The sequence below is a fragment of the Microbacterium sp. KUDC0406 genome, assembly GCF_021582875.1.
Lineage (GTDB): Bacteria > Actinomycetota > Actinomycetes > Actinomycetales > Microbacteriaceae > Microbacterium.
On sequence record NZ_CP091138.1, the window covers coordinates 3,018,676 to 3,039,389 of the forward strand.

The 20,714-nt window shown below is 69.2% G+C and carries 20 protein-coding genes and 3 pseudogenes; 19 read left to right on the plus strand and 4 right to left on the minus strand.

Features of this window, described 5'->3' with window-relative positions; all coding sequences use genetic code 11:
- Positions 1-71: 71 nt before the first annotated feature.
- Both L2X99_RS14880 and L2X99_RS14885 read right to left on the minus strand, forming a co-directional pair.
- Positions 72-1,073, minus strand: a complete 1,002-nt coding sequence (locus L2X99_RS14880; RefSeq protein ID WP_236126066.1) for a LacI family DNA-binding transcriptional regulator — start codon at positions 1,071-1,073, stop codon at positions 72-74.
- A complete protein-coding gene (locus L2X99_RS14885; protein WP_236135329.1) occupies positions 1,063-2,274 on the minus strand; it encodes a Gfo/Idh/MocA family protein in 1,212 nt (403 codons plus the stop codon). Before L2X99_RS14885 ends, L2X99_RS14880 begins: the two co-directional genes overlap by 11 nt.
- Before the next feature lie 145 nt (positions 2,275-2,419).
- On the opposite strand from L2X99_RS14885, the gene L2X99_RS14890 reads away from it, so the two are divergent.
- The 10 genes and pseudogenes from L2X99_RS14890 to L2X99_RS14935 all read left to right on the plus strand — a co-directional run bounded on the left by L2X99_RS14890 (position 2,420) and on the right by L2X99_RS14935 (position 10,287).
- A complete protein-coding gene (locus tag L2X99_RS14890) occupies positions 2,420-3,679 on the plus strand; it encodes an ABC transporter substrate-binding protein (RefSeq protein WP_236126065.1) in 1,260 nt (419 codons plus the stop codon).
- On the plus strand, positions 3,679-4,608 hold the full coding sequence (locus tag L2X99_RS14895; protein WP_236135330.1) for a carbohydrate ABC transporter permease: 930 nt from the start codon (positions 3,679-3,681) through the stop codon (positions 4,606-4,608). The genes L2X99_RS14890 and L2X99_RS14895 overlap by 1 nt, the downstream gene beginning before the upstream one ends.
- 8 nt (positions 4,609-4,616) lie before the next feature.
- Positions 4,617-5,456 carry a carbohydrate ABC transporter permease gene (locus L2X99_RS14900; RefSeq protein ID WP_236135331.1) on the plus strand — a complete coding sequence of 280 codons (840 nt, stop codon included), beginning with the start codon at positions 4,617-4,619 and terminating at the stop codon, positions 5,454-5,456.
- A gap of 131 nt (positions 5,457-5,587) precedes the next feature.
- A complete protein-coding gene (gene rpmB / locus L2X99_RS14905) occupies positions 5,588-5,824 on the plus strand; it encodes a 50S ribosomal protein L28 (RefSeq protein ID WP_116243601.1) in 237 nt (78 codons plus the stop codon).
- On the plus strand, positions 5,824-5,994 hold the full coding sequence (rpmG, locus tag L2X99_RS14910; RefSeq protein ID WP_046014935.1) for a 50S ribosomal protein L33: 171 nt from the start codon (positions 5,824-5,826) through the stop codon (positions 5,992-5,994). The genes rpmB and rpmG overlap by 1 nt, the downstream gene beginning before the upstream one ends.
- Before the next feature lie 3 nt (positions 5,995-5,997).
- Positions 5,998-6,162: pseudogene (locus L2X99_RS14915) on the plus strand (30S ribosomal protein S14); the annotation flags it as partial.
- Positions 6,141-6,302 (plus strand): annotated as a pseudogene (locus L2X99_RS18680) (30S ribosomal protein S14); the annotation flags it as partial. The pseudogenes L2X99_RS14915 and L2X99_RS18680, both read left to right, overlap by 22 nt.
- A 632-nt stretch (positions 6,303-6,934) precedes the next feature.
- Positions 6,935-7,600 (plus strand): endonuclease domain-containing protein, encoded by a 666-nt coding sequence (locus L2X99_RS14925; RefSeq protein ID WP_236126062.1) that lies wholly within the window; start codon positions 6,935-6,937, stop codon positions 7,598-7,600.
- Positions 7,601-7,913: 313 nt separating this feature from the next.
- Complete coding sequence (locus L2X99_RS14930) at positions 7,914-8,201, plus strand: HU family DNA-binding protein (protein ID WP_236126061.1); 288 nt, start codon at positions 7,914-7,916, stop codon at positions 8,199-8,201.
- Positions 8,202-8,310: 109 nt separating this feature from the next.
- Positions 8,311-10,287, plus strand: a complete 1,977-nt coding sequence (locus L2X99_RS14935; RefSeq protein ID WP_236126060.1) for a cytochrome c oxidase assembly protein — start codon at positions 8,311-8,313, stop codon at positions 10,285-10,287.
- Between the two features lie 28 nt (positions 10,288-10,315).
- On the opposite strand, the gene L2X99_RS14940 is transcribed toward L2X99_RS14935, so the two are convergent.
- A complete protein-coding gene (locus L2X99_RS14940) occupies positions 10,316-10,678 on the minus strand; it encodes a hypothetical protein (RefSeq protein ID WP_236126059.1) in 363 nt (120 codons plus the stop codon).
- Positions 10,679-10,779: 101 nt separating this feature from the next.
- On the opposite strand from L2X99_RS14940, the gene L2X99_RS14945 reads away from it, so the two are divergent.
- The 5 genes and pseudogenes from L2X99_RS14945 (at position 10,780) to L2X99_RS14965 (ending at position 15,141) form a co-directional block, all read left to right on the plus strand.
- Positions 10,780-11,040, plus strand: coding sequence for a hypothetical protein (locus L2X99_RS14945; protein WP_236126058.1), 261 nt, complete (start codon positions 10,780-10,782; stop codon positions 11,038-11,040).
- Positions 11,041-11,051: 11 nt separating this feature from the next.
- Positions 11,052-11,450, plus strand: coding sequence for a hypothetical protein (locus tag L2X99_RS14950; RefSeq protein ID WP_236126057.1), 399 nt, complete (start codon positions 11,052-11,054; stop codon positions 11,448-11,450).
- A 17-nt stretch (positions 11,451-11,467) separates the two neighbouring features.
- Positions 11,468-12,911: pseudogene (locus L2X99_RS14955) on the plus strand (ATP-dependent DNA helicase).
- A 31-nt stretch (positions 12,912-12,942) separates the two neighbouring features.
- Positions 12,943-14,259 (plus strand): serine hydrolase domain-containing protein, encoded by a 1,317-nt coding sequence (locus L2X99_RS14960; protein WP_236126056.1) that lies wholly within the window; start codon positions 12,943-12,945, stop codon positions 14,257-14,259.
- A gap of 9 nt (positions 14,260-14,268) precedes the next feature.
- Complete coding sequence (locus L2X99_RS14965; protein ID WP_236126055.1) at positions 14,269-15,141, plus strand: EamA family transporter; 873 nt, start codon at positions 14,269-14,271, stop codon at positions 15,139-15,141.
- Between the two features lie 9 nt (positions 15,142-15,150).
- Here L2X99_RS14965 and L2X99_RS14970 read toward each other — a convergent pair whose 3' ends face one another.
- Positions 15,151-16,212, minus strand: coding sequence for a YeiH family protein (locus tag L2X99_RS14970; RefSeq protein ID WP_236126054.1), 1,062 nt, complete (start codon positions 16,210-16,212; stop codon positions 15,151-15,153).
- Positions 16,213-16,295: 83 nt separating this feature from the next.
- On the opposite strand from L2X99_RS14970, the gene L2X99_RS14975 reads away from it, so the two are divergent.
- From L2X99_RS14975 to L2X99_RS14990, 4 genes are all read left to right on the plus strand, one after another.
- On the plus strand, positions 16,296-17,216 hold the full coding sequence (locus L2X99_RS14975) for a LysR family transcriptional regulator (protein ID WP_236135332.1): 921 nt from the start codon (positions 16,296-16,298) through the stop codon (positions 17,214-17,216).
- Between the two features lie 190 nt (positions 17,217-17,406).
- Positions 17,407-18,087, plus strand: coding sequence for a sirohydrochlorin chelatase (locus L2X99_RS14980; protein ID WP_236126052.1), 681 nt, complete (start codon positions 17,407-17,409; stop codon positions 18,085-18,087).
- A gap of 156 nt (positions 18,088-18,243) precedes the next feature.
- Positions 18,244-19,962 (plus strand): nitrite/sulfite reductase, encoded by a 1,719-nt coding sequence (locus L2X99_RS14985; RefSeq protein WP_236135333.1) that lies wholly within the window; start codon positions 18,244-18,246, stop codon positions 19,960-19,962.
- On the plus strand, positions 19,959-20,702 hold the full coding sequence (locus L2X99_RS14990) for a phosphoadenylyl-sulfate reductase (RefSeq protein ID WP_236135334.1): 744 nt from the start codon (positions 19,959-19,961) through the stop codon (positions 20,700-20,702). The genes L2X99_RS14985 and L2X99_RS14990 overlap by 4 nt, the downstream gene beginning before the upstream one ends.
- The last annotated feature ends 12 nt before the right edge of the window (positions 20,703-20,714 follow it).

A 20,714-nucleotide genomic window follows, 5' to 3' on the forward strand; every position in this document is an offset into this window, starting at 1 on the left:
GACTCGCCTCCGGCTCGCTCAATGACCGCCTCCGTCGCTCGCTCAACGATCGGGGGAGGGGCGAGCAGCAGCTACTCGCAGCCGCAGGAGCGGCGCACGACCAGCGTGGTCGGGAACGCACGGTACCCGGGTGCCGCGTCGCCGGCCTGCAGCAGGCGGATCGCCTCCTGCGCCATCTCGGCCATCGGCTGCGCTGTCGTGGTCAACGGCGGCCAGGCGTACTCGGCTGCGGCGGTGCCGTCGAAGCTGGCGACCGCGACATCCTCCGGCACGCGGAGTCCGCGTGCGTGCAGTGCGGCCATGAGGCCGACGGCAACCTGGTCGGATGCCGCGAAAGCGGCGCGTGGCCGTTCCGCGGCATCCGCCAGTTCGATCCCCGCCTGATAACCGCCCTCGTATGAGAACGGCGCGTGGATCCGGGCCCCCAGCGGAAGACCAGCGGCCGTGAGCGCGTCTCCCCAGCCGCGCTCACGGTCGTCGAAGATGCTCGCGCTCCCGATGAACGCGATGCTGTGGTAGCCGTGCCCCACGAGATGCTCCACGGCCTGCCGTGCCCCGTCGCGGAAGTCCGCGCCGAGGGCGGGCACCCCGACGGCGCCCGCATACTGGTTGATCAGCACCACCGGGATGCCGAGGTTCTCGACCAGCGCCTGTTCGGCGGCGGTCAGCAGGTCGGCGATGATCAGTCCGCCGATCTGGCGTGCGGTGAGATCCTGGATCTGGTCGGCCGCCGTGGTGTGCTCGCGATCGGTGTTCACGATCAGCAGCGAACGCCCCTGCAGGGCGGCCGCCTCACCGAGTGCGTGGCACAGCTGCGCGAAGAACGGGTTGCGGCTGTCGACCACGAGCATGCCGAACATGTCGGACGAGCCCTTCGACAGCGCACGCGCGGCCGCGTTCGGCCGGTAGCCGAGCACCTTCACGGCGTCGAGCACGCGTTCCCTGGTGAGCGGCGCGACCGACTTCGGACCGTCGTTGAGCACGTAGCTCACCACGGCGGTGCTGACACCGGCGTAGCGGGCGACGTCCGCGCGCGTCACCGTCCGCGCGCGGCTGGTGTGCTCATCCGACATCGGAGGCTCCCGGGGCGTCACCCAGGTCGGGGATCGTCAGGCGCTCGCCGCCGCGTCGGGCCGACTCGTGCGCGATGACGCCGGGCAGCGTGAACCGCGCGGCCTGCCAGGCGTTCACCGGCGGCAGCGTGCCGTCGACGACCGCACGGACGAAGTCGTCCACCAGGAAGTGGTGGCTGCCCTCATGCCCGTTGTGCAGTGAGCGGATCTCGGCCGGGATGCGTTCCCGGTCGTGCACGGCGGCATAGCCCGAGACGAACGCGTCGCGCAGCGCGGGTGCGACGTGCGCGAGCGACGGGTCGTCGGGGGAGAGGGATGCGTGGGTGTCGATCTGTGCGGAGATGTCCTCCACACCCTCCCTGGTCTGCCACACCGTGGTCAGCGCGAGCTGCTCGAAGGAGCCCTCGGTGCCGAACCAGCGGAATCGCGATTCGCGCAGATGCGACGGGTACCCCACCCGGCGGAACTCGTTGATGCGCATCGACCCCCCGGCGGCGAGCTCGAACAGCGCCGTCGCGTTGGAGAAGTCGTTGTCGAACCGGCTGACGTCGCGGTCGAACACCCCGTCGCCGCGATCGTCCCGCACGCCGACGGCCGAGACCGCGGTGGCGTGCGTGGGCCAGGCGCCGAGGACACCGCCGATCGAGTGCGTGGGATACAGCAGCGGCGGATAGCTGGCGGTGGTCTTCCAGTCCTCGCCACCGGAGTACTGGTACGCCTCGTAGAACCCGAGGTCCATGTCGTGCACGTAGTCGCCCTCGCCGTAGAACAGCCGGCCGAAGGCGCCGTCGGCGAGCTTCTTGCGGGCGAACACCGTCGCCGGGTTGTAGTAGCTGGTCTCGCCCATCATGTAGGTGAGCCCGGTCTCGCGGACCGTGTCGATGATCGCGGCGATCTCCTCGGCGGAGATCGCCATGGGCACGGCGGAGTAGACGTGCTTTCCTGCACGCAGCGCCTTGACGACGAGCGGGCCGTGCGTCCAGCGCTGCGTGAAGATCGCGACCGCGTCGACGGGCGAGGCCAGCATCTCGTCGAAGTCGGTGAAGGTGCCGGCGAATCCTGCGGTGCGCACGAGCTCTTCTGCGCGCGCGGGGATCAGATCGGTGACGTAGACGGCCGAGACATCGGGGTGGTGATGGAAGAGCGTGGCGAACTGGCCCGAGAACTGGCCAGCACCGACGATGCCCAGGGAGAACGACATGGATCGAATTCTGACACCGCATATCTACGCGTGTCAACCGAGTCTGTTGCCCGGAATCCTGCGGAATGCAGGAGAAGCACTGCCTCTTGCGCTTTCGCTGTCTACGCGGGTAACCTCACCAGCATCCGAACAGTGAGGAAGAACGATGAAGTCCACCCTTGCGGGCGTCGCGGCTCTCGCCGCCATCGCCCTTGTTCTGACCGGATGCTCCGGTGACGGCGGATCGGGAGACTCCGGCGACTCCGGGGGTTCCGCCAAGCTCGAGATGCAGACCAACTTCGGCGCGACCGACCCGTCGCTCAAGGTGCTCACCGAGATCACCGAGAAGTTCGAGGCCGATCATCCGGACGTGAAGATCGAGCTGGTGCCGTCCACCGACACCTACGAGGCCGACATGAAGGTGCGCCTCGCCTCCGGCGACGTCCCCGACATCTGGGCCACGCACGGATGGTCGCTGCTGCGGTACAGCCAGTTCCTCGAGCCGCTCGACACGCAGCCCTGGGCGAAGAACTTCAATGAGGCCCTCGCGCCGGCGATGCAGAACGACAAGGGGCAGTTCTTCGCGCTGCCGATCGACACCGACGTCGCGGGCATCATGTACAACCGCGACGTGCTGAAGGCGAACGGCATCGACCCGGCGTCGTTGAAGAGCTGGGATGACTTCGACGGCGCGCTCAAGACGCTGAAGGATGCCGGGATCGTCCCGATCTCGTCGTCGGGCAAGGACAGCTGGTTCGCCGGCAACATCACCGACTTCATCGGCTCGGGCGACTTCACCGAGAAGCAGTTCGACGGCTTCAAGGACGGCACCTTCGACGATGCGGGGTACACCGACATCCTCGACAGCGTCGCCGGCTGGCAGAAGGCGGGCTACTTCAACCCCGACTACTCGGCCGCCACGACCGACGACCTCGGCCGCGCTCTCGCCGAGGGCAAGACCGGCTTCGTCTTCGTGCAGAACTACCTCGCCGCCACCGCGCTCGGGTTCAACCCGAAGGCGAACATCGGCTACATGCCGATCCCGTCGAAGGCGGGCGAGCCGTTCCTGGTCGGCGGTGAGGGTCGCGCCTACGGCGTCGCCAAGGACGGGGCGCACAAGCAGCAGGCGCTGGACTACCTCGCCTTCCTCGCCGAGCCCGAGAACGAGTCCAAGCTCGCCAGTTCGATCGGCGGCATCCCGGGTCTGACCGACGCGACCAGCGACCTCGGCATTCTCACCGAGAGCTACGAGACCTTCGTGAAGCCCGGTGACTACCCGCTGATGCCCTACTTCGACCGGGTGTACCTGCCGAACGGCATCTGGGACACCATGGTCACCACGACGGACGGCGTGATCACCGGCCAGATGACGCCGGAGGACGCCACCAAGCAGATGAAGTCGACGTACGACTCGCTGCAGAAGTGATGACTGCCACCGCCTCTGTGACGGTGCGTAGACGCAAGCGGGGAGCCGGGGGGACTCCCCGCTTCGCGGGGCGCGGGCTCAACCTGCTGTACCTGCCCGCCGTCGCGGTGCTCGGCGTGTTCATGCTGTGGCCGTTGGTGAACGGCGTCATCCTGTCGCTCACGAACTGGGACGGATACAGTCCGGAGCGCTCGTTCGTGGGCGTGGCGAACTACCTGCGTCTGCTCCAGGACGAGAACTTCCGCACCGCGCTGTGGAACACGGTGATCTACGGCGTCGGGTCGACCGTGCTGCAGCAGATCATCGGTCTCGGCCTGGCGCTCGCGCTGGACCGGGCGATCCGCGGTCGCAACATCGCGAGGGCCATCATCTATCTGCCCGTCCTGGTCTCGCCGGTGGTCATGGGCACGATGTACTACCTGTTCTTCTCGTACAACTCGGGAGGGTTGAACGACCTCGTCATAGCGCTGGGAGGGGAGCGCACGGCCTGGCTGGCCGATCCCGGCCGGGCCGTGCTGCTCATCGTCATCGTCAACTCGCTGCAGTTCGTCGGCATCTCGATGGTGATCTACCTGGCAGGGCTGCAGTCCATCCCGACGATGTACTTCGAGGCGGCCACCCTCGACGGGGCATCCGCCTGGCAGTCGTTCCGGCACGTCACCGCGCCGATGCTGCAGCCCGCGTTCGCGACCAGCATCGTGCTGAACCTCATCGGCGGCCTGAAGCTCTTCGACGTCATCCAGGTGCTCACCGGTGGCGGCCCCGGGTACTCGACCAACTCGGTGTCGACGCTGATCGCGAAGATGTACTTCGACAACCAGAGCGCCGGGTACGCGTCGGCGATGGGGGTCGCCCTGTTCCTGCTCATCGCGGTGTTCACCCTGGTGCTGAACACGGTGCTCAACCGCAAGCGGCTGGAGCAGTTGTGAACGGGCGGATGTCGTGGGGAGCGCGGCTGGCGATCGGCATCGGGTTGCTGCTGGCCGTGCTGCTGCAGCTGCTGCCGTTCTACATCACCGTCACCTCGTCGTTGAAGGCGAAGAGCGACCTGTCGTCGCAGTGGGTGTTCCCGATCGGCGACTGGTACCTGCAGAACTTCCAGGTCGCCGTGCAGCAGGGGCACATCCTGCGCGCGATCGGCAACAGCGCCCTGGTCACCGTGGTGTCGACGGTGCTGGTGTGCGTCATCGGTGCGCTCGCCGCATATCCGCTCGCACGCCGAGCGACGGTCGGCAACCGCCTCGTGCTGGCCGGCATCGTCGGGCTGATCATGGTGCCGCCGCTGTCGATCCTGGTGCCGCTGTACTCGATGCTCGTCCAGATGAAGGGCGTCAACACCTACTGGGGCACGATCCTGGTGATGACCGCCCTGCAGCTGCCGCTGGCGATCTTCCTGTACACGGCGTTCATGCGCGGACTGCCCGTCTCGATCGAGGAGGCCGCGTCGGTCGACGGGGCGAACGCCGTGCAGGTGCTGTTCCGCATCGTGTTCCCGATGCTGAAGCCCGTGACGGCGACGGTGGTCATCCTGACCAGCGTGGCGGTCTGGAACGAGTACGCCCTGAGCGTGTTCCTGATGCGCAGTCCGGAGATGCGCACGATCGCGCCATCGATCGGCTCGTTCTTCGCGACGTCGTCGAGCGACCTGGGCGCCGACGGCGGCGGCATCCCTCATCTCGGTGCTGCCCGTGCTGGTGGTCTACCTGGTGCTGCAGCGCTACTTCATCAAGGGCATGGTGGCCGGTTCCGAGAAGTGATCCGCCGCATGCTAGACTGACTCTTTGTCTGCGCGCTCTCCTGGTGCGCGGTTCGTGTGCTGTGGGTCCCTGAGCTCGTCGAAGGGCCGGCATGCAGACAAGGGATCTTGGGTGAGACCGTCCGGTCTCACGGTATAGAAGGAGTCACAACATGGCAGCAGTGTGCCAGGTGACCGGTGCTGTTCCCGGCTTCGGTCACAACGTCTCGCACTCGCACCGCCGGACGAAGCGCCGCTTCGACCCGAACGTGCAGAAGAAGACCTACTTTGTTCCGTCGCTCGGCCGTAAGGTCACGCTGAACGTGTCCGCCAAGGGCATCAAGGTGATCGACGCCCGCGGCATCGACAAGGTCGTCGCGGACCTCCAGGCGAAGGGTGTGAAGCTCTAATGGCCAAGAAGGCACAGGACGTACGTCCGATCATCAAGCTCCGCTCGACGGCGGGCACCGGTTACACCTACGTGACCAAGAAGAACCGTCGCAACACCCCCGACCGCCTCGTGCTGAAGAAGTACGACCCGGTGGTCCGCAAGCACGTCGAATTCCGAGAGGAGCGTTGATCCATGGCTAAGAAGAGCAAGATCGCTCGCAACGAGCAGCGCAAGGTGATCGTCGATCGCTACGCCGAGCGTCGTGCCGAGCTGAAGAAGGCGCTCGTCTCGCCGAACTCCACCGATGAGCAGCGCGAGGCCGCCCGTGTCGGCCTGCAGAAGCTGCCGCGCAACGCCTCGCCGGTGCGCGTGCGCTCGCGCGACGTCATCGACGGCCGCCCCGCGGTGTCCTCACGAAGTTCGGCATCTCGCGTGTCCGCTTCCGTGACATGGCGCACCGTGGCGAGTTGCCCGGCGTGACCAAGTCGAGCTGGTAAGCACGGTCCCTGAGCTTGTCGAAGGGCTGAAGGGGCGAGGGTCTTCGGATCCTCGCCCCTTTCGCGTCTCCGGTTGCCTTTGGCTGGTGGATGCGCCCTCACCGCTATGCGCACGCCCGGGAGGATTTCGCGCAACAGGGAGGGCGCGGATGCCGCATTGCACCCTCCCTGGCAGGCGAAGTCCTCCCCGATGTGCGGTGGGGGTGAACGCGCCAGTCAGCCTGCTCGATGCTGTGCGGTCGATGCCCCGCACGCCCGGGAGGAGAACGCACACCGCGGAGGGTCGGATGCCGCAGCGCTTCCTCCCTGGCGTGTGAAGTCCTCCTGCGTGCGCGCGCGTTGCGGAGGAGCGGACGGCGCCAAGCTCTCGCAGCGGGGAACTCGTCCTACACAGCCGGAGTTCCACGCGAGTTCTCCACCTGCCGTGGAATTCCGGTGAAGCGGCTGCCCCAGGGTGGGACATCGTCGAACGCATGGATGTTGAGACCGAACTGAGATCGCGTGACGGTATCGCCTCGCTGACCGCGCTCCGCGAGACCGGCCTGAGTGACTATCAGCTTCGTCGCGCGAAGGAGGCCGGGCTGATCAAGACCGTTCGCCCCGGGTGGGTCTCGTCCACGGGGGCAGATCGCATGAAGGTCAAGGCCGTTCGCGCCGGCGTCGTGTTGAGCTGCGTGACGGTCCTCGCTCGGGAGGGCCTCTGGGTGCGCGATGCCTCGACGGTGCACGTGGCGGCCCCGCCGCATTCCGGGCACGTGCGGGCGGGCAACGCCGTCGTGCACTGGAACCGCCCGATCGTGCCGCGCGATCCGGACGCGTGCGAGGACAACCTGGTGAATGCGCTGGTCATCGCGGCATCCTGCCTGACGCCGGAGGACGCGGTGGCGGTGTGGGAATCGGCGATGAACAAACAGCGCGTGACGGCATCCGAGTTGTCGAGACTGCCACTGCCCGCGGCGGCGCGTGCCGTGCTTGAAGAGGCACGGCCGTTCGCCGATTCCGGGCTTGAGACGTTCCTGCCGAGGCGGCTGCGCTGGATGAACCTGCCGATGGTGCAGCAGGCGTGGATCCTCGGAAAGCCGGTCGATCTGCTGATCGGCGACCGGCTGATCATTCAGATCGATGGCGGCCATCATGTCGGCGAGCAGCGCACCAAGGACATCGAGTTCGACGCACTGCTGAAGCTGAACGGCTATCACGTGATCCGGGTGGGCTACGACCAGGTCATCAATCGCTGGCCGGAGGTTCAGGCGATGATCATGGCCGCCGTTGCGCAAGGGCTGCATCTCGCCGCATGAGGTGCGTTCTCCGCCCCGCCGTGCGCACGCTGGGGAGGAGAACACGCGCCGCGGAGGAACGGATGCTGCAGCCCTTCCTCCTGCGTGTGCGAAGTCCTCCCAGGTGCGCGGGGCTGGCGTCCCCGGACCGCGAAACCTGTGACGGATGTGACTGATGAGGTGCGACACGCCACCAAAATGGCCCGAAACCCGCGAAATGACGCGGAAAACACCACTCTGGTTGGTACTGTCGTCACGGTCGTACCGACCAACCGGGGGGCAGCCGCCTTCCGCACCACAACGAATGCGACGGATGTCGTCGCTGGAGGATGACATGGCTGACAAGTCCATCACCAAGACCGAGCTCGTCGCGAGCATCGCTTCCGCCACCGGTCAGAGCCAGGCCACCGTCTCGGGCGTTCTCGACGCGCTGTTCGGCTCGGTCTCCGAGGCCGTCGCCAAGGGCAGCAAGGTCTCGATCCCGGGCTGGATCTCGTTCGAGCAGGTCGACACCGCCGCTCGCACCGGCCGCAACCCGCAGACCGGCGCCGAGATCAAGATCCCGGCCGGCAAGCGCGTGAAGGTCACCGCCGGCTCGAAGCTCAAGGCCGCCGTCAAGTAAGCGCGTCTTCCGAAGGCCGCCGTCCCGAGTCGGGACGGCGGCCTTCGTGCGTCCGCAGACAGTCTTGGAGGCGACATCCGGGATGCGGCCGACAACTTAGGCTGGAAGGGTGAACTCCTACCGCCTCGCGGGCATCGCGACCCTCGTCCTCGCCGCGGCGGCGGCGCTGGTGGTCGCCCTCGTGTACGGCGGCGGCGCGGCAGAACTGGTCTTCGCCGACCCGGGTGCACTCGTCCGCTGGGCGCTGCCGGCCACGAAGATGCTCGGCAACCTCGCCGCGGCGGCCATGCTGGGCCCCCTGGTGCTCGCCCTGTTCGCCCTGAAGGCGGGCATGAAGAACTTCGAGCTCGCCGTGGACACGGCATCCATCGGAGCCGCGATCTTCACCGTCGCATCCGCCGCCGGTGCGTTCTTCACGTTCCTCGCCGCGTTCAACGCCAAGCTCAGCCTCGGTCCGCAGTTCGGCGAGCAGCTGGGCAGGTTCCTCATCGAGCTGCCGCTCGGTCAGGCCTGGCTCGTCACGGTGCTGATGGGCGCGGCCGTGACCGTGATCGCGTTCGCCTGGCGCGGCTGGACGGCCACGTTCTTCACCGCACTGCTGGCGGCGGCATCCTTCCTGCCCAACGCCACGCAGGGTCATTCCGGCGACCTGGCCGGGCACACGCTCGCGGTCAACGCGATCCTGCTGCACACGGTCGGCGCCGCGGCCTGGATCGGCGGACTGCTGCTGCTCGTCGTGCTGCGGGGCCGGGTCTCCGACCTGCCCACACTGGTGCGGCGCTACTCGTCGATCGCGCTCGCGGCCTACATCGTGGTCGCCGTCTCGGGGATCGGACGCGCGGCCGTCGCGATCGGCGACTGGAACGAGCTGTTCAGCCCGTACGGCTGGATCGTGATCGCGAAGGCCGTGCTGCTCGGCGCGATCGGCCTGCTTGCCGCCTGGTACCGAACCCGCCTCATCCCGCATCTCGAGGGCGAGCACCCGCGGCGCACGTTCTGGATGCTGCTGCTGGGCGAGCTCGCGCTGATGGGCCTGGCCTCCGGCGCCGCGGCCGCGCTGGCGCGCACACCTCCGCCCGTGGGCGAGGAGGCGGCCGTCGATCGCACGCCGGCGGAGCGGCTGACGGACACGCCGCTGCCTCCCGAGCTGACTCCGATCCGCTGGATCACATCGTGGGACATCGACATCCTGTGGCTGGTCGTCGCCGGATTCGGGCTGGTGCTCTACCTGATCGGCGTGCGGCGGCTGCGGGCGCGCGGTGACCGCTGGCCGATCCACCGCACGATCTTCTGGGTGCTCGGCATGCTCATGCTGGTCTGGGTGACCAGCGGCGCGGTCAACGCCTACCAGGACTACCTCTTCAGCGTGCACATGCTCGGGCACATGCTGCTGAGCATGGCGATCCCGCTGCTGCTCGTCGCCGGCGCCCCGATCACGCTCGCGCTGCGCGCGATCCGCAGACGCGATGACGGCACCCGCGGCGGTCGCGAGTGGATCATGTGGGCGGTGCACTCCCCGTATGCGCGTGTGCTCACGCATCCGTTCGTCGCCGCGGGCCTGTTCGTGCTCTCGCTGTGGGCGTTCTACTTCACCGATCTGGTGCGCTGGGCGATGTACGACCACCTCGGACACGAGTGGATGGTCATCCACTTCCTGCTCACCGGATACCTCTTCGTGATGTCGCTGATCGGCATCGACCCGGTGCCGTACCGACTGCCCTACGCGGGCCGGCTGATCACGCTGATCGCGGTGATGGCCACGCACGCGTTCTTCGGCATCGCCATCATGATGCAGACGGGGCTGATCGTCGCGGAGTGGTTCGGCGCGATGGGCCGAACCTGGGGTGCGCCTCCGCTGGAGGACCAGTACATCGGCGGCGGCATCGCCTGGTCGATCGGCGAGATCCCGACCCTGATCGTCGCGATCACGGTCGCGATCCAGTGGTCGCGGTCGGACGAGCGGATGCAGCGGCGCCAGGACCGCCATGCGGATCGCACCGGCGATGCGGAGCTCGAGGAGTACAACGCGAAGCTCGCGGCGCTCGCGGAGCGCGACCGCCGTGAGGCCGAGCGCGAGCGCCGCTGACCTCTTCCCAGACGGTCTGGTCGCGGGATCAGTCGGGGTCGGGGCCGGCGGCGGACGACGGCGAACCCACCCGGATCGACGCGGATCCGTCCGACAGGATCGTGATGGTCCCGTCCACCGAGAACGGCACGTCCTCCGAGACGTGCTCGATCGAGCCGTCGAACAGCGACTGGATGTCGACCTCGATGTGCGCGACCGCGTCCGACGGCTCGATCCGCCAGTTCGCACCGTCGGGGATGACGCTGACCTTCGGCTGCGTGGTGATCGACCAGGTCGGCAGCGAATCGGGTGCGAGCCGGTTGCGCACCTCGAGCCCGAACGGGCAGGCGGTGGGCTGCAGCACCTTCTGGGACGTGCACGTGGTGAGGAACTGCTCGACGCGCTGCTGCACGACCTCGCGGAACTCCTTCGTCGGCTGCGCCTGCAGGTCGACGGGCGTGGGCGTGAGGGGCGTCGGCCAGCACGCTGACGCCGGGGGAGGAGGAGATCGGGGTGGAGACCGTGACCGAGTACACGCCGGGGGTGAACACCAGCAGGTTCACGGGGTCGAGGGGCGCCGCCTCGGCGCCGGCGATCGCGACCTGGCGCCGGTCCAGCTCGAAGCCGTTCACGGCGAAGACGTCGGCACCGCGGACGACCAGCTCGATCTCGGCGAGCGGACTCTTCGCGAACCGCCAGTTGGGAGTCACCCCGACCCATCCATCCTGCACGATGTCGAACGTGGTGGTGCCGTCGTGGCCGGCGGCGCGGTAGTCGGCGGTCACGTGGTAGACACCGCCCTCGCCCGGCTCGGTCTTCAGCTGCACGTCGCCGAGCGGCGCGAGCGCCGCCCGGCGCAGCAGGGCCTCGGAGGCGTTCCCGTCGATGCCCGCGGCTTCGAGCACGGTGCGGTCGACGGCGACGCCGGACACCCGCAGCGCATCGGCCGCGCGGCCGGAGGACAGCAGATCGAGGTACCGCGAGACGAAGGCCGCAGGGCTGTAGAACTGCTGGTAGAGGGTGACGCCGCCCGCTCCGAGAGCAGCGAGCAGGAGAACGCCGACAAGGGTCAGGATCGTCAGATCCACGCCGAGGCGCGAGCGCCGCGGCGCCTTCGTCTCCGGCTGCACCATGGCGTCAGTCTAGGAGCGGGCTGCTGGGATGAAGCCGAGCGCGGCGCCTGAGCGCTTAACATGGTTGCGTGTCTCTGCCGCCGCTCTCCGAGGAACAGCTCGAGCTGTTCCGGCTGATCGAGGACACCTCGGACCACGTCTTCATCACGGGCCGTGCGGGTACCGGCAAGTCCACGCTGCTGCAGCACTTCGCCTGGAACACGAAGAAGCAGATCGCGATCTGCGCACCGACCGGAGTCGCCGCGCTGAACGTCGAGGGCCAGACGATCCACTCCCTGTTCCGGCTGCCGATCGGCCTCATCGCCGACGGCGAGATCGACCAGAACGACGGCACCCGTCGCATCCTGAACGCGATCGAGACCCTCGTCATCGACGAGGTCTCGATGGTGAACGCCGATCTGATGGACGCGATCGACCGGTCGCTGCGTCAGGCGCGCGGCCGACGCGGCGAGCCGTTCGGAGGCGTGCAGGTGGTGATGTTCGGCGACCCGTACCAGCTCGCGCCGGTGCCGCCCGGGGCGACGAACTGCGCTACATCCAGGACCACTACCGTTCGTTCTGGTTCTTCGACGCGAAGGTGTGGACCGGCGGGACCCATTCGACAGGCTCAGGGACCCAGAGCTCAGCGGCGATGCTGGACATCGGCGCGCACGGCGCGCAGCTGCACGTGAGGAACTCGTGCACATCCACCGGCAGTCCGACGACGGGTTCAAGCAGATGCTGAACGCGGTGCGCTACGGCCGGGTGACGGCCGAGATAGCCGGCATCCTGAACGGTCAGGGTGCGCGCCCCGCACCCGAACCGGAACCCGGCGAGGTGCCCATCATCACGCTCGCGACCCGCAACGACATCGTGACGCGCATCAACACCCGGCACCTGCAGGCGCTCTCCGGACGCGAGCAGACCGCCGCCGCCGAGGTGAACGGCGACTTCGGACGCGGTGAGGGGAACTACCCGGCCGAACTCGAGCTCAAGCTCAAGGTGGGAGCCCAGGTGATGTTCCTGCGCAACGACACGGCGATGCAGGGCGAGCCGCCGCGCTGGGTCAACGGCTCGATCGGCACCGTCACCCGCATCCTGGGCGGCGCGGTGCGCGTCGAGCTGGACGGCGAGGAGGTCGACGTCGAGCCGGCCGTCTGGGAGAGGTTCCGCTACGCGTACAACCCCGGCACCAAGACGCTCAGCCGCGAGGTGGTCGCGGAGTTCACGCAGTTCCCGCTGCGCCTCGCCTGGGCGGTGACGATCCACAAATCGCAGGGGAAGACCTACGACCGGGCGGTCATCGACCTCGGGTCGGGGGCGTTCGCGCCCGGGCAGACCTATGTGGCGCTCAGCCGCCTCACCTCACTGGACGGCCTGTACCTGAGCAGGCCGCTTCGGCCCGGCGACATCCGCGTCGATCCGGATGTCACCCGGTTCATGCGCGAGGCCTGGGAGGCCAGGCAGGCCGAACAGCCCGCCGGTCGGGCGCTGACGGGGAGGCAAGGCTCGCTCCCAGCATCGTCACCCTAGAATCGGGGCATAAGTCACGGGAGAGGCATCCATGCAGCATCGTTCGTCGCGCCGCGTGCGCGCCGTCGTCGGCGCAGCCGCGGCACTCGCTCTGATTCTCACGGGATGCTCGGCGGGTGAGGCGACGTTCAGCTACACGCCTCCGAAGCAGGTCGACGGCCACCTGCCCGACGAGACCGTCGACCAGTTGCAGGTCGCGGTGCAGGAGGCGATGAAGTCCGCCGGAGCATCGGGTGCGATCGTCGGGGTGTGGGTGCCGTGGAGCGGCACCTGGGTGGACGCCATCGGCACGCAGGGTGCCGGCAGCGATGCCAAGGTGACCACCGACATGTCGTTCCGCGTCGCCGACGTCACCCGGCTGATGACCTGCGACGTGCTCTACGGCATGGCCGACGCCGGCGACATCGATCTGGATGCGCCCGTGCCGAAGTACGTCTCCGGCGTCGCCGATCTCAAGGACGTCACGCTGCTCGACCTGTGCAACGGCACGGCGGGGATCGGGTCGTCCGAGGGGGCCGCCAAGGGCTTCTGGCTGAACACTCCCGAGCGGCAGTGGCAGCCGCTGCAGCTGGCGAGCTACGGGCTGGGTCAGGCCCGCACCGAGCCGCACACGACGTTCCGAGACTCGGATGCCGCATATCTGCTGCTCGGACTCGCGCTGGAGCGTGCGTCCGGCCTGGACGCCTCCGCGCTGATCAAGCAGTACGTGACCGACCCGCTCGAGCTGGCGAACACCCGTCTGCCCTCGTCCACCGCGGCGGAGCCCGCACCGTCGCCGGCGCTGACCGGCAGCGTGCTTCCCGCGGTCAAGGGCGGATACGACTGCACTGCACCGATCGACATCACGAAGATGTCGTCGAGCACCGGGTTCACCGATTCCGGTGTGACGTCGACCATCTCCGATCTCGGCCGGTATGCGCAGGCCGAGGCCCGTCAGGCTCTGCGCGGCGAGAAGGCCGACAAGAAGCGCTTCGACGCTCCGCTCAAGGTGAGCGCGGACGGTGCGTCCTGGTTCCAGGCCACAGGCGGCGGATACATCGTCGGGTCGATGGTCGGCCAGCACGGCTGGACGCCCGGCTACGCCACCGCGGCGTACTCCGATCCGGCGACCGGGTTCACGGTGGCCGTGACGCTGAACAACTCGACGTCGGGCAGTCAGATCGCCAGGGATCTGGCGTGGGAACTGGCGGCGATCGGCTCGAAGGCCCCGCGGCGAAGGGGCAGACGGCGCCCGAGTTCGGGCTGCCGTTCACCGCGGAGCAGTACAAGACCGAGATCGCAGGGTCGGCCCTGGTCTGCGTCGCGCCGTCGAAGGAGTGACGCTCCCTCTGCGGCGTCCCTCGTGTGAGGGGACGAGTTGAGGGGCGGCCGCGGCTTCGCGGTCGGCCTGGTCGGCATCGGGCTGATCTGCCAGGAGGTCGGCGCGTCGATCGCCGTGCTGCTGTTTCCGCAGGTGGGACCGCTCGGCATGGTGATGCTGCGCCTGGTCTTCTCCGCCCTGATCCTGCTGCTGGTCGCCCGGCCGCGGCTGCGCGGCCACCCGGCATCCGCCTGGCGATCCGCGCTGCTGCTGGGCGGAGCGCTGGCGATCATGAACGGGCTGTTCTACCTCGCTCTGCGCGTGCTGCCGCTGGGCATCACCGTGACCATCGAGGTGCTCGGCCCGCTCGCGCTCTCGGTGGTGACGGCGAAGGCGCGGTCGGCGTGGACGTGGGCGGCGTTGGCGCTGGCCGGTGTGCTGGCGCTCGGCGGCGGTGGCTGGGACCGGCTGACCGTGACCGGGGTGCTGTTCGCGCTGGGCGCGGCGGCGAGCTGGGCCGGCTACATCCTTGCCTCGGCGCGGGTGGGACGGGAGTTCGAACGGTTCGACGGGCTGGCGCTGGCGATGGCGTTCGGTGCGCTGCTGTCTCTGCCGTTCGGGATCGCAGACGCCGGCGACGCGCTGCTGCGACCTGAGCTGATCGCCCTCGGCGCCGCTGTGGCGGTGCTGTCGTCGACGATTCCGTACGCCTTCGAGTTGGTCGCGCTGCGACGGCTGGCGCCCGCCGTGTTCGGGGTGCTGATGAGCCTGGGGCCGGCGATCGCGTGCACCGCCGGATTCGTGCTGCTGGGACAGCGGCTGTCGCCCCTGGAGATCGGCGGCGTGGCCCTGGTCATCGCAGCCAGCGCGGGGGCGGTGTGGGCCGGTCGTGGACGCCCGCCGATCCCGCTCGACGAACCGGTCGCGTAGTGGGCGCCGTCACCACCCCAGGGACCCTGTCACCGCGATGGTCGCGAGCGATGTCAGGGTCACCAGCACCCAGAGGATCGCGCCGAGGGCCAGCGGACGCCAGCCGGCGCTGCGCAGGGCGGGGATGTCGGTCGACAGACCGATGCCTGCGAGGGCCATCGCGATGAGGAACACGCTCGCCTGCACGAGCACGTCCCGCGGGCCGGCCGGGATGACACCCGTCGAGTTCACCACCGCCACGACGACGAAGCCGATCAGGAACCATGGCACGAGGGTCACGATGCGGCGTGCGGTCAGGCGCGCGCCGCCGGCATCCTTCCGCGCCTCCATGACCGACAGGCCGATGCTGATCGGGATGATCATCAGGGTGCGCACGAGCTTGACGACGACGGCGAAGCCGAGCGCCGCCGTGCTGAACACACTCGCCGCGGCGACCACCGAGCTGGTGTCGTTGATCGCGGTGCCGGCCAGCAGCCCGAAGGTGTGCGGGTCGAGGTTCAGCGCGTGCCCGAGCAGCGGGAACAGGATCACGGCGAGGATGTTGAACAGGAAGATCGTCGAGACGGCGTAGGCGATCTCGGCGCTGGCTGCGCCGATCACGGGCGAGACCGCGGCGATGGCGGATGCTCCGCAGATGCCGGTGCCCACGCCGATGAGGGTGCGCAGCCGGCTCTCCACCCGCATCGCCCTGCCGATCCACCAGGCACCGAGCAGGCACACACCCAGGGTCGTGAGCATGATGGGCAGGGACTCGAGACCGACCTGCAGGATGCTGCCGATCGAGAGCTGCACGCCCAGCAGCACGACGGCCAGCTGCAGCAGGAACTTGCTGGAGTACGCGATGCCGGGGCGGATGCGGGCATCCACCCCGCCTGGCAGCGCGCGGCCCCGCAGCAGCGAGAGCAGCACCCCGACGACGATCGCCGGGACGGCGGAGCCGAGCACCGGGACGAGGGCGCCGATACCCGTCGCGACGAGGGCGATGGCGGCGGTGACGAGGACCCCGGGGAGCACCTCGACGCCGCGCCGGGTGAGGCGTTGCGGGAGGGTCTGCGGCGGCGAGAACAGCATGATTCCAGCGTTCTCCTCGGCCGCGATGCGCGGTAGACGGCGCATTCCGATAGGGATACAGGCTGCAGTTGTACCATGGCCGGATGCAGGACGTTCCCGATCTCGATGCGCTCGAGCTGCTGGACTCCGCGGTGCGCCACGGATCGATCTCGGCGGCCGCCAGGGAGTGCGGGGTGTCGCAGCAGTCGGCGTCGGCGCGGCTGCGGGGCATCGAGCGGATGCTCGGCATGGAGCTGTTCCTGCGCACACCGCAGGGCGTCGTCCCCACGGCGGAGGGCGAGACCGTCGCCTCGTGGGCGGCGGACGTGCTCGCCGCGGCGGAGCGGTTCCGTGCCGGGGCTGAGACACTGCGCGACGAACGCCGCCGTGAGCTCACTGTCGCCGCCAGCCAGACCGTCGCCGCGCACATGGTGCCGCAGTGGCTCGTCGCGCTGCGCGATCGGCAGGTCCGGTCGGGCCGGGTGCCGACGGCCGTGCGCCTGCTCACCGCGAACAGCGTCGAGGTGGAGCAGCTGGTGCGATCGGGACGGGCCGAGCTGGGGGTCATCGAATCCTCGGCGATCCCGCAGGGGCTGTCGCACACCACGCTCGGGATCGACGAACTCGTGCTGGTCGTGGCACCGGGGCATCCCTGGGCGACGCGACGGGTGCTGCTCGATGACGTCGCGGCGACCCCGCTCGTCGCACGCGAGTCCGGCAGCGGCACGAGGCAGGCGTGGGAGTACGAGGTCCGCACGCGGCTGTACCGCGATCCGGTGGAGCCGATCGCGGTGCTGTCCACGACGGCTGCCGTGCGCTCGGCTGTGGCCGAGGGCCTCGCGCCGGCGGTGCTGTCGCGGCGTGCGGTGGCCGACGACATCGGCCTCGGCCGGCTGGTCGAGGTCGCCGTGGCGGATGCGCCGCTGACACGGCCGATCACGGCGCTGTGGCGCGGCGGCGCCCGGGATCTGTCGCCGACCAGCCGCGACCTGATCGAGGTTGCGGTGGGTCGGGGAGAGGCGTGAGACTCCGAGTCGCCCGGCGCGGCCGCCAGGGGAGGCCGCCGCTGGGGAGGAGTTCGCGCGCTGGGGAGGAGTTCGCGCGCTGGGGAGGAGTTCGCGCGCTGGGGAGGAGGATCACGGGGGAGTCTTCCTCCTGTGCGTGAGAGTTCCGCCCGGACGCGTGAGGCGTCGACGATCGCACTAATCTGTGGACATGCGCACACCCGCACTGCTCGCCGTCTCGCACGGCACCTCTGACGCGCAGGGAGCCGCAGACGTGCGCGCGCTGGTCGCCGCGGTGCGCGCCGCCGCCCCCGGCCTCGACGTGCACGAGGCATTCGTCGACGTGCAGGATCCGGATGCCGCGGCCGCGCTCGCCGCGATCGACGGTCCGGTGGTCGTCGTGCCGCTGCTGCTGTCGAGCGGCTTCCACGTGTTCCACGACCTGCACGGGATCGTCGCCGGCAGAGCGGATGCCGTGGTCGCCGATCCACTCGGTCCGGATCCGCGTCTCGCCGAGGTGCTGGCCCGTCGTCTGCCGTCGGGCGACGAGGTCGTGATCGCGGTGGCCGGCTCACGCGACGACCGCTCCGCCGTCGATGCGGAGGGCATGGCGGATCAGCTCGCAGCGAGGCTCGGGCGCCCGGTGCGGATCGGCTACCTCGCGGCGCGCGAGCCCGAACTGGGAGCGCTGCTCGCCGACCATCCCCATGCGGTGGTGTCGACCTACCTGCTCGCGCACGGATACTTCAACGACCTCACCCGGAAGCGCTCGGAGGGACATCCGGTGTCGAAGCCGCTGCTGGACGGTCCCGGGGTGCCGACCGAGCTCGTCGAGCTGGTGCTGGAGCGCTTCAGTGCGGCCGCCGCACAGCTTGTCCGCGCGCACGAATAGCACGCGGCGGCTCCTGAATCGCTTTTCCTACGAAGGATGACGGGGCGTGACAGACGCCTACGCCATAAGTCATCCGGCAGTTCCCCTGCGCCCGTCGCCTGTCTAGCGTGTCCTCTCGTGGCGATGCCTCGCCGCATCCGGTACGAGAGCGAGATCATGACTGTCGAGCAGCAAGCACCCGTTCGCGGGGCGAGGACGCGCACCTCGCGCACGCCGTCCAAGCCGCACGGACAGTGGGCCGTCGACGGCACCGAACCACTGAACGCCAATGAGGAGTTCAAGCTCGCCGACGGCGGACTGAACGTCCGCGAGCGCATCGAGCAGGTCTACGCGAAGGGCGGCTTCGCCTCGATCGACCCCACCGACCTGCACGGCAGGTTCCGCTGGTGGGGCCTGTACACCCAGCGCAAGCCGGGCATCGACGGCGGCCGCACCGCGCAGCTCGAGCCGCACGAGCTCGAGGACGAGTACTTCATGATGCGGGTCCGCATCGACGGCGGACAGCTCAGCACCGAGCAGCTCCGCGTGATCGGCGGCATCTCCACCGAGTTCGGCCGCGACATCGCCGACATCACCGACCGGCAGAACGTGCAGCTGCACTGGGTGCGCATCGAGGACGTCCCTGAGATCTGGCGCCGGCTGGAGTCGGTGGGGCTGCAGACCACGGAGGCCTGCGGTGACGTACCGCGCACCTTCCTGGGCTCGGCGGTCGCCGGCATCGCCGAGGACGAGCTGATCGATCCGACCCCGCAGCTGCGCGAGATCGTCGATCGCTACATCGGCGACCCGTCGTACGCGAACCTGCCGCGCAAGTACAAGACCGCGATCACGGGGCACCCCAGCCTCGACGTGGTGCACGAGATCAACGACTGCTCCTTCGTCGCGGTGGAGCACCCCGAGCTCGGCATCGGCTACGACCTGTGGGTGGGCGGCGCGCTCGCCGCCGTGCCGCGACTGGGTGAGCGCCTGGGCGCCTTCGTCGCCCCGGACCGCGTCGCCGAGGTGTGGGAGGGCGTGACCGGCATCTTCCGCGACTACGGCTACCGCCGGCTGCGCAACAAGGCGCGCATGAAGTTCCTGCTCGCCGACTGGGGCGTGGAGCGGATGCGAGAGGTGCTCGAGACCGAGTACCTGTCATCGCCACTGCCCGACGGTCCGGCGCCCGCCGAGCCGGTCGGGTCGCCCGACCACGTCGGGGTGCACCGCCAGAAGGACGGCCGGTTCTACATCGGCGCCTCCACGACCGTGGGCCGTCTCTCCGGCACGACGCTCTCCCGGCTGGCCGGCCTCGCCGAGGTGAACGGCTCGCGCCGGGTGCGCCCCACCGTGTTCCAGAAGATCCTGGTCCTGGACGTGCCCGAGCAGAACGTGCGCTCCGTGCAGGCCGGACTCGACGAGCTCGGCCTGCCGTCGCGGCCCAGCCTGTTCCGCCGCGGCACCATGGCCTGCACCGGCATCGAGTTCTGCAAGCTGGCGATCGTCGAGACCAAGGTGAACGCCGCGCAGGCGATCGAGCAGCTCGAGGAGCGTCTCGGGGCACTCGAGCCCGAGATCGGCCGGCCGATCACGCTGCACGTGAACGGATGCCCCAACTCCTGCGCCCGGATCCAGACCGCCGACATCGGGCTGAAGGGCCAGCTGGTCACGATCGACGGCGAGCAGGTGCCGGGCTACCAGGTCCACCTCGGCGGAGGCCTCGCCACCGAGGGCCGGCCGGAGGCCGGCCTGGGGCGCACCGTGCGCGGGCTGAAGGTCGCGGCCGACGGCATCGCCGACTACGCCGAGCGGGTCATCCGCCGCTATCTCGCCGATCGCGAAGCGGGAGAGACGTTCGCCGGCTGGGCGCACCGGGCCGATGAGGAGGCGCTGCAATGAGCGTCAGCCTCGCTCCTCGCATCGGCAGCAAGCGCAGCCATGACGAGCTCGCCGCGCTCGCCGAGCGGGGCAACGCCGAGCTCGGCAGCCTGACCGATCACGAGGCATCCGCCGCCGAGGTCGTCGCCTGGGTGGCGCGCAACTTCGGCGCCGAGGCCGCAGCCGTGGCCTGCTCTATGGCGGATGCCGCCCTGCCGCACCTCGTCGCCGAGCAGTTGCCCGGTGTGGACGTGCTGTTCCTCGACACCGGCTACCACTTCACCGAGACCTACGCCACGCGTGACGAGGTCGCGCGTGCTCTCGACGTGCGCATCGTCGATGTCACGCCCGAGCAGACCGTCGCCGAGCAGGATGCAGAGTACGGCGCGAAGCTGTTCGAGCGCGACGCCGCGCTGTGCTGTGCGCGCCGCAAGGTCGCCCCGCTGCAGGATGCCCTCGGCGGGTACGAGCTGTGGTTCACCGGGGTGCGCCGCGACGAGGCGCCCACGCGCACGAACACCCCGCTGGTCACCTTCGACGAGCGCAACGGCCTGGTCAAGGTGAACCCGGTCGCCGCGTGGAGCTTCGACGACGTGCTCGCGTACGCCGCGGAGCACGGGGCACCGGTCAATCTGCTGGTCGATTTCGGATACCCGTCGATCGGATGCCAGCCGTGCACGAGGCCGGTCGCCGCCGGCGAAGACCCCCGTTCCGGCCGCTGGGCCGGACAGGCGAAGACAGAATGCGGGCTTCACGTATGAGCACTGACACCT